The organism is Kitasatospora sp. NPDC096204 (assembly GCF_044763205.1).
In the GTDB taxonomy this organism is placed as follows: Bacteria; Actinomycetota; Actinomycetes; order Streptomycetales; family Streptomycetaceae; genus Kitasatospora.
On sequence record NZ_JBIWFT010000004.1, the window covers coordinates 355,052 to 365,363 of the forward strand.

The following is a 10,312-nucleotide window of genomic DNA, read 5'->3' on the forward strand; positions in this document are numbered from 1 at the left end:
CTTGTTCGGGCTCGTCGGTTACGCTGGGCGCCGGTTCGGTTACGCGATCCGCGTAACCCTTGGGGGACAAGAGAATTGGTGCCATGTCAGGTTTCCGAGTGAACCCGCAGGACCTGCGGGACGCGTCGACGGCCGGCTACGCCGTGGCGAAGGGGATCAGCCAGGACTGGTCGCAGGAGTTCGGCCAGGAGCCGCCGGAGCTGGGCCTGTCGTCCTGGTGGTTCGAAGGGCCGGCCAAGAGCGCCGTCCACGACTTGGGCAGGCACATCTACTTCATCACCACCAGCAGGCTGGAACAGGCGGCCGGCAACCTGTCCGTCATGGCGCGGTCCTACGAGGCCGTGGACGGCACCGCCGCTTCGACGGTCAGTGGGGCCGGGGTTGGGGCCGGGGCAGGGGCACAGAACGCGGCGGGGGGACAGGGCTGATGGGGCCGCAGTACTGGGGGATGATCAAGGTAGCCGACGTTGGCACGCTCAAGGCGACCGTGCGGGCCCTGGCCACCTTCGAGGGCAAGTTCAAGGAGCGGATCGCCGGCTGGCAGACGATGCAGCGCAACCTGGCCGACTCCAGCTGGCACGGCCAGGCCTCGAACGCGACCGACACCGCACTCCAGGAGCGCACCAACCAGCTCTTCCTCGTCGACCAGATGACCGAGGACCTGCGCCGGATGCTGACGGACGCCGTCGACAGCATCCTCCTCCTGCAGGCACGTCAGAAGGAGCTCGTCACGCAGGCGGCCGGCAACTGCCTGGAGATCGTCGCCGCCGATGTGAACACCGTGCCCGTGGTGCAGATCCTGCCCCCCGACAAGCACTCCCGGAACGACCCCGAGTGGCGCAAGGAGGTGGAGGCCGCCCGCGACCGGCTCGTGGATGCCGTCACCCTGCTCTGTACGGACGCGCAGGCCGTCGACGAACGCCTGTCGAAGGCCCTGAGCAGCTTCGATTACATCGCCAAGGGGGAGGGGGACTACGACCCGGCGAAGGTCGCCGAGGCCAACAAGTCCGCCGGCGAGCTCGACAAGAGCGTCGACCAGAACATGGGAAGCGCGGCATCGACACCCGACGCCAACCGGAAGTGGTGGGACTCGCTGCCCGAGAGCACACGCCGGCAACTCCTCCAGGACCACCCCGGTCGGATCGGGGCCATGGACGGCCTCCCCGCCGAGACGCGCGACCAGGCCAACCGGGCCTGGCTGCCCCAGCTGCGCACCCAGATGGCCCAGGAGCTCGCCGACCCGTACCGGACGCCGAACGTGACCCAGGCGAACCTCGACGGCCTCAACGCCCTGCAGAAGCAGATCGACATCCCCGGCGTGCCGCCCCAGCTCCTGCTCAGCGTGGACGATCCACGGGGAGTGCCGCACGCGCCGGGCGCCGTCATCGCCTACGGCAACCCGGACACCGCCACCAACATCGCCTCCTACATCCCGGCGAACCCGGCGGTGGGCACCCTCCCCGCGGACGCGGCCGCCGCACGCGGCCTGGCCGTCGCAGCCGGAAGGGCGGACCCCACGAAGCCGACGGCGAGCATCGTCTTCACGAGCCTCGGCCCGCCCGGGGACACCTCCCTGACCCCCACGGCCTTCGCCGGTCCCATGCGCGACAGCGGGCCGACCTACTACCGGGCGTACAACAGCCTGCGGGCCTCCCACCAGGACGGGAACGCCGTGCTGAGCGAGGTCGCCGCCACCCCGGACGGATCGGGGTACGTCGTCGCCCGCACCCCCCTGGACAGCACGAAGACCCCGGGGTGGGAATTCACCGCCGGCTCGATCGTGGCCAGGACGCCCGGCAGCCCGCACGACCCGGCCTCCCGCCACACCGCGGCCACCGCGATCGTCGGCCGCCGGTAGCGGGGTCCCTGTCCTGATGACGACCAGCCCGAGGGGGAGTTGTCGCAGTGACAGAGAGCAACCCCGCGAGCGCGGGGCCGATGTTGTCCTCGGTCATCTTGACGCCGTCGACGAGGAGCAACCCCCGCGAGCGCGGGGCCGATATCAGCCACGGACCCAACACCCCCGTGCAGAAGGAGCAACCCCCGCGAGCGCGGGGCCGATAACGGCGCCGGCCCGGATGACGGTCCCCGGGCCGGCCGACCGTGCCAGGGGCGGTCAGCCGCCGACGGCCGATCCGTCCGCGACCGGCCGCCAGGGGGAGAGGTCGACGGCGCTCTGGACGTACCCGGCCTTGTCCCAACTGCCGTTTCCGTGGCGGATGGTGTGGAAGAGGGTGCCGCTGTCGGTGCAGGTCTCGAACACCAGGTGCAGCTCGTTGTTCACGTTGGCACCGTCGGCGCCGCACACGTAGAAGGGCTGGTCGAGGATCTGCCGGCCGATGGGGCCCCAACCGCCCCAGTTGCCGTCGGAGGTGCGGATCGTGTGATAGACGGCGATCTGGCTGTTGTTCACCACGGCGACCTGCAGCTGTCCGTTGATGCCCGCCGCGACCACGTCGTGCGGCCAACCCCACGGAGAGGGGGTTCCGGCCGCGCCCATGACGTTGCCCCAGCCGTCCCAGGTGCCGTTCGCGTGCCGGATGGTGTGGAGCACGCTTCCGTCGTTCCACATGGTGGCCACGATGTGGAGTTCACCGTTCACCTCGGCCGTCGCGAGGCTGAAGAACTTGTCCGAGCCGAGCCCCGGAGGGGCACTGATCGCCCCCCAGGGCTGCCAGCTCCCGTCCGGGCCCTCCACGGTGTGGACGAGCCGGCCCGAGGGGTCGATCGCCGCCAGCTGGACCCGGCCGTTCACCACCGCCGCACCGGCCCTGCCCGTCTGGAAGTAGTCGCTGGAGAGGGGCAGTTCCGTCAGGCCCTTCATCGGGGTCGGCGCGGGCCAGCTGCCGTCGGGCTGCTGCGTCGACTGGACGAACTGCATGCTCATCGGACCGGAGTACCTGAGGCCGAACAGCCGTAGCCGTCCGGCGTCGACGACGGTCGTCCAGTACTGGAGGTATGGGAACTGCGGGACCTCCCTGGCGGCGTCCCAGGTCCCGTCTGGCGCCCGGCGGGTCTAGACGATCTTCCACGGTTCGGCGCGCAACATCAGGTTCAGCCCGACGGTCGGGGCCTCAGTCGTGGCGGCCCGGGGCGCGGCCCCGGCCGGCGCGGCCGTCACCACGGCGGTGAGCGCCACCGCCGCGGCCATCATCGAGGCGACGCGCCCCCGGTACTGACGCCTGGTCTTCCACATGTCGTGATCCCCCCTGTGCGAATGGGCCCGATCGGGCCGGGTGCCGTCCTATCAGAGCCCGAAGGTCGATGGAAAGCGGAAAAACGCCGCCCGCCGCGCACCCGCACTCCACCGGCACGCCGGGACCGTCACCGGCCGACCCGACCCGACCCGACCCGACCAGACCCGCCCCGGCCCGTCCGACCGGACCGGTCACCGGGGCCGACCCGAAGCCCCTGCTCCTGCTCCTGCTCCTGCTCCTGCTCCTGCTACCGCCGCGCGACGGTGAAGGCCTGCTCCGCGATCGCCTGCGGGAACCGCCCGCGCAGCTCGGCGGCGAGGCGGGCGGCGTGCTCCTGCCGGTTCTTGCGCTCGGCCTTGACGAGGTCGACGGCCAGCCGTACGGCGGGCAGCGCCGCGGCGAGCCTGAGCTGCTGCTCCGGGCCCTTGGTGCCCGTGCTGAGGAAGTGCGCCAGGTGTGGGCCGAAGCGTCCGGCCAGCCTGCGCAACTCGCGGGGTGCTTCCGGGAGTTCCGGTTCCGGGTTGCCGGGGCTGCACCAGTCGTGCCAGGCCGTGGACGCCTTGAACGCCGGCGGCTCGTCGAACCACTGCCAGGCCAGGACGGGGCCGAGGCCGGTCACCGGAAGCCCCGTGGTCCGGAAGCGCCGCTCGGGGCGGACGGTGAACTCGGCTCCGTCGTCCGCGCGGAAGACGGTGGCCAGCTGCCACGCGCAGCAGGAACGGCGGATCTGCGCGGTGACGATGAAGCGTTCGGACTCGTCCGGGGCCAGCCGTACATGGGTCCGGTCCAGGAACGGGCGGGCGCCGACCCGTTGACGGGTGAACTCGTCCACCTCCCAGAGCACCGGGCGCTCCTGGTCGAGGTCGAGTTCCAGCTCGGGAACGCTACGGGACCCGGCGGGCTGCAGTCGGACCATCGCCCCGCGGAACGGCTCGACGCGGTCGAGGACCTCGGCCCGCAGGTCGCGCAGGGTGAGGTGGGCGTCCGAACGGTTGGTCACGGTGACGGACAGCACGGTGCTCTCGAAGTCCGCACCGCCGTGCCCGCGTGCCCAGCCGAGCACGTCCTCCTCGCCCTTGAGCTGTCCCGGCAACCGCACCGGAAGGTCGGTCACCTCCGCATCCGCGGGGATCACCACCCACTGGGTGACCGGATCGCGGTACTCGGCCAGGACCTCCACCGTCCCGGCGCCCGGCGGCCGCACCGGTCGCGCCGCCGAGTGGACGTGTACACCGCCGTTCACGGTCCCGGCCTGCACCACCGAGCCATGTCGAACGGGACCTCCTCCAGGACCACCGCAGGGGCGCTGCCCAGGAGCACCTTGCTGTGCCACAGGCTCAGCCCGGTCACCGCCCTGACAGCCCGCAGGGAATCCGGCCCCCCGTTTCCGGATCCGGTCACCAGTGCGGTGAACTGCGGCTCCTCCACGGGCTCATCTCCTCCGGCGACGGGACGACCGCCCCAGTATGTCGGCGGGCGGGCGGGCCTTCGGCTCACCGGCTACCGGCGGCCGCCGCCCCTTCGGCGCACCGCACCAGGAACAGTTCGGCATCGCCGCGACCGCGGGCCCCGTCAGCGGTCCCAGCGCAGCGCCAGCAGCGCGGCGTCGTCGGTCAGCCCGTGCTCGGCCCAGCGGCCCACGTCCGCCAGCAGCAGATCCAGCAAATCCTCCGGCGCGGAGGCGCGTAGGGCCGCGAGGCGTTCGGCGAGCGGGTAGAAGCGATCGGCGCGGTCCCGGGCCTCGGAGACGCCGTCGGTGTAGAGCAGCAGCAGGTCACCCCTGCGCGGTTCGAAGAGGCCTGCCTGGTATCGGCCGCCGACCAGGTGGCGCAGGCCCAGTGGCGGGGCCGCCGCCGGAGGCTCCAGTTCCACCACCCGCCCGGCCCGGCGCAGCAGCGGGGGCGGGTGGCCGCAGTTGACGAACTTGGCCGGTCCGGTGGGAGGCACCTCCAGCAGCAGTGCCGTGACGAATCGCTCCTGCATCGCGTGGCTCGCCTGGATCCTGTCCATCCGCTCGGCCAGCTGGACGAGGTTCGCCATGATGCGTGAGCCCGCGCGGAACGCCCCCAGCACGTCGGCGGCCGTCTCCACCGCCGCCAGGCCGTGGCCCTGGACATCGCCGAGCAGGATCCGTACGCCGTACGGGGTTTCCGTCACCTCGTACAGGTCGCCGCCGATCCGTGACTCGGCCGCCGCCGCGGTATAGCGCACGGCGATCCGTAGGTGCCCGATCCGCTCCGGCGGCGGGCGCAGCAGGGCCCGCTGCGCCGCCTCGGCGACGTTGCGTACGTCGAACAGCTCGCGCTCCCGGGAGGCCATCAGGGCGACGGCGGCGGCGCTGGCCAGGCTGGCGGCGATGATCGAGAGCAGGGAGGCGACGTGGACGGAGATGGGCAGAGCCACGTCGACGAAGTACGCGATCAGCACCGCCACCACGGTCGCGGCCGCCCCCGTCGCCAGCGGGACCCGCGGATCGCGGGTGGCGGGGGCGGACACCATGGGTGTTACCGCGAGCATGGGGGTGAGCGTGACCCCCGGGCCGGCGAGCACGTCCGCCGCCACGGCCCCGACCAGCACCAGCAGGGCCGCCCACAGCAGCATTCGGGTGCGCCGCGGCAGGTGCAGCGACGGCAGGGGGCCGTGCGAACCGGCGGCATTCACGTGCGAGCTGTCGGCGTTCAAGCGGGCTCCTCCGGATGCGGGCGGGCCTGGGCCGGATCGGTCCTACGTCCACTCTCCACCGCGCCCGCCGTCGTCAGCACCTCGCCACACCAGTACCACCCCGAGCGTCCTCGCCTGCTCTCCGGCCACGGCACCGGCTGGCCGGTGTACGCGTACGACAAGCAGCCGCTCACCCGGGGGACGTTCCCCGACGTCCGGTCCGCCACGGTCTCGCACTTAGGCCTCCTCACCGACTTCCGAGCCGCCGCCGCGGGCGGCGGCCTGCCGTCGTCCACCTTCCTGGGCCTCGGGGGGGGGTGCCCCTATGTGTTTGGTCAAGCGGCTCGAGGGTGGTGGCTCAGCTGTCGGTTGTTGGCTTCGGGCCGGTGTAGGCGTAGATCCAGCCGGCCCGGGTGGGGGCGGAGCGGATCGCTTCGTAGGTATGCCAGGTCGCGCCGGCTGGACCCCCGGACGCGTGTATGGGGGTGGGCGGTGTCCCGTCCGGCTGGAGGAGCACGATCTTCGTTCGGCCGTCGAACGGGCCGCCAACGACCTTGATGCCGACAGTGTTGTTGACCACCTCGCCGGCGAGCCAACGGTCGATGGTCTTCCTGTGCTTGGAGTTCTCGGTGCCCATGGGCAGAGCGGATCATGGCTGCCGTTGGTGGACAAGAGGCAGTCTCACGTCGAGGCGGCGGGCCGGGATTCGTAGAAAGTGCCGTCGCGGAGCATGGCGAACAGGACGTCGACCCGGCGTCTGGCCAGGCAGAGGAGGGCCTGGGTGTGCCTTTTCCCTTGACTGATCTTCTTGTCGTAGTAGGCGCGGGAGGCCGGGTCGCCGAGCGAGGCGAACGCAGCCAGGAAGAACGCCCGTTTCAGCTGCTTGTTACCGCGGCGCGAGGGTTGCTCGCCGCGTATGGAGGAGCCGGAACTGCGGGTCGCGGGGGCGAGACCGGCGTAGGAGGCGAGGTGGGCGGCGGTCGGGAACGTGCTCGCGTCGCCGACGTCGATCAGGACGCGGGCACCGGTCCTGGTGCCGATGCCGGGCATGGAGGTGAGGACCTTCGAGAGCGGGTGCTCGTCGAGCAGTTCCTGGATGCGCTTCTCCAGGAGCTTGCGCTGGTCGAGGACGGCCCGCAGCGAGCCGGCCAGGCTCGGCATGATCAGCGCGGCCGCCTCGGTGCCCGGGACGATGACGGTCTGCTCGTCGAGTGCGGTGAGGATGTCCTCGACCAGGCGCTCGAACATGCGCGGGGCCAGGGGCCGGACGACGGCGAGCAGGCGGCGGCGTCCGGCCTTGCGCAGGGCGGCCGGTGAGCCGAATCGCTCCAGCAGCGTGAGGACTGCCGGGTGGTCGAGCCGAGGTCCCAGGACGCGTTCCAGGTGCGGGTGGATCTGGGTGAGCAGGCCGCGCAGGCGGTTGGCGACGCGGGTGGCCTCGCCGGCGAGGTCGTCATCGAAGCCGACGATCATCTCCAGCTCGGCGATGGTCTCGTCGGTGAGTTCGATGGCGCGCAGGGTGTGCGGCATGGTGCGGGCGGCGTCCGCGATGATGGCGGCGTCGCGGGCGTCGGTCTTGGCCTCGCCGGGGTAGAGGTCGGCGATCCGGCGCATCGTCAGGCCGGGCAGGTAGGCGACGCGGCAGCCGGCGTCCCGGGCGACCGCCAGCGGCAGGGCGCCGATGGAGGCGGGTTGGTCGACGACGACCAGGACGGTGCCGTGCTTGGCGGTGAGCTTGTCCAGCATGGCCCGCATCTTGGGCTCGCTGTTCGGCAGCCGCTTGTCGAAGACCCGCTTGCCGGCCGGGGTCAGGGCGGTTCCGTGGTGCTCGCCCTTGCCGACGTCGAGGCCGAGGAAGACGTCCACATCTGCGGTGTCGATCACGCTGGTCCTTACGAGATCGTGCTGTCCCGGCCTCGTTGGCGTGGCACCAGTCGCCGGCATCCACGTTACGAAGAGCCTCCCAGCGTGCTGGTGGTCCTGCCCCTATCAGCGGTCTACCGGTGCCTCCGGCCCGGTGACACCACCCCCCGGATCATCCGAACTACAGGGGGGAACAGTCATGCCGGACCGGAGGCCGGGAGCCCCGTTGCGGGGCCACGAAGAAGGTAACGGGGGGGGGCTTCGGCTCGCGTGTGGCCGCGCATCATCCGGGACGGTCGCCCGGCCGCGCCGCCGTTGGTCGTCTCGCCGCTGCTGTGTCCGCTCCACGAGACCGTGCCGGGGCCGCTCGCGTCCGACTTCGGCGGCGGCACTCTGCGTTTCCGCGCCACTGGCGACCCCGCCGATGTCGCGGCGGGTCGGCTGACCCTTACCTCATCCGCGCAAGCCGGCCCGGATCGTCGTCGGCCGCAGTGCCGAGGGCGGCCGTCGCTTGCACCGCGTGGTCGGCTGGTGGGTGTGGGAAGGCCCGCCGTCTGGCCCTCGGTCCCGCCACCGCAATCGCCCCTGGCAGGCCGGTCGGGCTTTCAAGGTGCGCTTTCCGTGTTCCTGCCGGAACCGATCCACAGGTTTCCAGCATTGCTCCTTCGCCATTTCACCGTTTGCCTAAAGCATTTAGGTCATTCCATGCTGTTCCTGGAGTGGCGATGTGGGGGGCGCCGGACTGTCAGTCTCTGTTCCCACGTGGAGAGTTCTCGGGATCTCAGGACCCGGATTGCCGTGCATGCCTTGGAGGAGCCGTCCGCGGGTGGACCACGAGACGGCCGTCAGCAGTGCGGGTGTTCGGCATGCCCGGATGGCGAGTGCGGTCCTGCGGGGTTACGAGCCGGGGGAGTTGGAGCAGACTCATGCGGTGCGGATGCTCGGCGGTGTCTTTCACGGTTGCGTCAGCCTGGAGGCGGCCGGCGGTTTCGGTCGCACGGCCGTTGACCCTCGGCGGTCCTGGGAGTGGATCATTGACTCCCCTGACGTCCTGCCGGGTGTGGGTGAAGTCCGTGCGGCCGGCTGATCCGTTCCTCGTGGGGCCTGGGGTGTGCCCGCAGTGGCCGTATGTCCCAATGAACTTGCGCGACCTGTTTGCCTGGACGAATGGGAGAGTGGCGTCATGACGACGATCACCACCCCTGTCACCGAGGGCCTCCTTCGCGGCCACCTCGACGTCGAACACACCCGCCGCGGCCTGTTGCCGCACCGCCTGTCCGCCGATGCCCGCCGGCGGATCCCGGACGAGCAGCTCGCGATGGCCGAGTCGCAGCCTTCCGGTGTGCGGTTGGCGTTCCGTACCCGTGCCACCGCCATCACCCTGCACGCCGTCCCCACCAAGCGGGCCTATCCGGGTGTCCCGGACGTCCCGGACGGCGTCTACGACCTCCTGGTGGACGGCCGACTGGCCGGGCAGGCCTGTGTTCCCGGAGGGAATGTGCGCACCGTCGACCTCGCCACCGGCCGCGTCGAACTGACCGAAGGGCCGCCGGGCAGCGCCCGGTTCACCGGCCTGCCGGGGCGGGACAAGACCGTCGAGATCTGGCTTCCGCACACGGAGACCACCGAGCTGATCGCCCTGGAAACCGATGCCCCGGTCGAGCCGCTCCCGGCCGGCACCCGCAGGCGCTGGGTGCACCACGGCAGTTCGATCAGCCATGGCTCCAACGCCGAGCATCCGACGGGTACGTGGCCTGCCCTGGTGGCCAACGGCGCGGGTCTGGACCTCGTCAACCTGGGCTTCGGCGGCGGCGCGCTGCTCGACCCGTTCACCGCGCGTGCCATCCGTGACACCCCGGCGGATCTGATCAGCCTCAAACTCGGCATCAACGTGGTGAACGCCGACGTGATGCGGCTGCGTGCCTTCACCCCGGCGGTGCACGGCTTCCTGGACACGGTCCGGGACGGCCATCCGACCACACCGCTGCTGGTCGTCTCCCCGCTGCTGTGTCCGCTTCATGAGACGGTGCCCGGCCCGCTCGCGCCCGACTTCAGCGGCGGCATCCTGCGTTTCCGCGCCACGGGCGACCCCGCCGAGGTCGCGGCGGGTCGGCTGACCCTTACCGTCATCCGCGCCGAACTGGCCCGTATCGTCGCCGACCGCAGAGCCGAGGGCGACCAGCACCTGCACCACCTGGACGGTCTCGCCCTCTTCGGCGAGCACGACCAGGAAGCTCACCCGCTGCCCGACGGCCTCCACCCTTCCCCGCGGGCGCACCGGCTCATCGCGGAGCGTTTTGCCGAACTCGCCCTCACCCCCGGGGCGGGTGCCGGTGCGGTGAGGGCCCCCGGCTGGCTGGTGGGTGCGTGAAGGCCCGCCCCTCAGCCCTTTGGTCCTGCCGCCCGCCGGGGCGGGGGTGGGTCGCGGCGGTGTGGGGCGGGCCTTCGGGGTACGCGAAAAAAGAGGTGGCGCGCCGTCGGGTGTGGTGCGGGGTGGGTCAGTTGAGGGCGGTGAGTGCGGCGTCGTAGTTCGGCTCGTCGGCGATCTCCGCGACCAGCTCGGTGTGGAGGACGGTGTCGTTCTCGTCGAG

At 71.4% G+C, this 10,312-nt stretch carries 10 protein-coding genes and 1 pseudogene; 5 read left to right on the forward strand and 6 right to left on the reverse strand.

Annotated elements, in window-relative coordinates; genetic code table 11:
* The first annotated feature begins 83 nt into the window (after positions 1-83).
* Positions 84-428: a hypothetical protein gene (locus ACIQ87_RS07000; protein ID WP_402402700.1), complete on the forward strand. Its 345-nt coding sequence runs from the start codon at positions 84-86 to the stop codon at positions 426-428.
* A gap of 20 nt (positions 429-448) precedes the next feature.
* The gene (locus ACIQ87_RS07005) at positions 449-1,858 is read left to right on the forward strand and encodes a hypothetical protein (protein WP_402402703.1); all 1,410 of its coding nucleotides are present in this window, start codon (positions 449-451) and stop codon (positions 1,856-1,858) included.
* Between the two features lie 258 nt (positions 1,859-2,116).
* On the opposite strand, the gene ACIQ87_RS07010 is transcribed toward ACIQ87_RS07005, so the two are convergent.
* From ACIQ87_RS07010 to ACIQ87_RS07035, 6 genes are all read right to left on the reverse strand, one after another.
* The gene (locus ACIQ87_RS07010; protein ID WP_402402705.1) at positions 2,117-2,887 is read right to left on the reverse strand and encodes a hypothetical protein; all 771 of its coding nucleotides are present in this window, start codon (positions 2,885-2,887) and stop codon (positions 2,117-2,119) included.
* A 129-nt stretch (positions 2,888-3,016) separates the two neighbouring features.
* Complete coding sequence (locus tag ACIQ87_RS07015; protein ID WP_402402708.1) at positions 3,017-3,196, reverse strand: hypothetical protein; 180 nt, start codon at positions 3,194-3,196, stop codon at positions 3,017-3,019.
* A 248-nt stretch (positions 3,197-3,444) separates the two neighbouring features.
* The gene (locus ACIQ87_RS07020; RefSeq protein WP_402402711.1) at positions 3,445-4,440 is read right to left on the reverse strand and encodes a hypothetical protein; all 996 of its coding nucleotides are present in this window, start codon (positions 4,438-4,440) and stop codon (positions 3,445-3,447) included.
* Between the two features lie 329 nt (positions 4,441-4,769).
* The gene (locus tag ACIQ87_RS07025) at positions 4,770-5,879 is read right to left on the reverse strand and encodes a PP2C family protein-serine/threonine phosphatase (protein WP_402402714.1); all 1,110 of its coding nucleotides are present in this window, start codon (positions 5,877-5,879) and stop codon (positions 4,770-4,772) included.
* Positions 5,880-6,216: 337 nt separating this feature from the next.
* A complete protein-coding gene (locus ACIQ87_RS07030) occupies positions 6,217-6,495 on the reverse strand; it encodes a hypothetical protein (RefSeq protein WP_402402716.1) in 279 nt (92 codons plus the stop codon).
* A 44-nt stretch (positions 6,496-6,539) separates the two neighbouring features.
* The gene (locus tag ACIQ87_RS07035) at positions 6,540-7,802 is read right to left on the reverse strand and encodes an IS110 family transposase (protein WP_402402718.1); all 1,263 of its coding nucleotides are present in this window, start codon (positions 7,800-7,802) and stop codon (positions 6,540-6,542) included.
* Between the two features lie 204 nt (positions 7,803-8,006).
* On the opposite strand from ACIQ87_RS07035, the pseudogene ACIQ87_RS07040 reads away from it, so the two are divergent.
* The 3 genes and pseudogenes from ACIQ87_RS07040 to ACIQ87_RS07050 form a co-directional block, all read left to right on the forward strand.
* Positions 8,007-8,174 (forward strand): annotated as a pseudogene (locus ACIQ87_RS07040) (lipase); the annotation flags it as partial.
* A gap of 421 nt (positions 8,175-8,595) precedes the next feature.
* Positions 8,596-8,808, forward strand: a complete 213-nt coding sequence (locus ACIQ87_RS07045; RefSeq protein WP_402402721.1) for a TetR-like C-terminal domain-containing protein — start codon at positions 8,596-8,598, stop codon at positions 8,806-8,808.
* A gap of 96 nt (positions 8,809-8,904) precedes the next feature.
* On the forward strand, positions 8,905-10,092 hold the full coding sequence (locus ACIQ87_RS07050; protein WP_402402724.1) for a GDSL-type esterase/lipase family protein: 1,188 nt from the start codon (positions 8,905-8,907) through the stop codon (positions 10,090-10,092).
* Positions 10,093-10,312 lie beyond the last annotated feature (220 nt).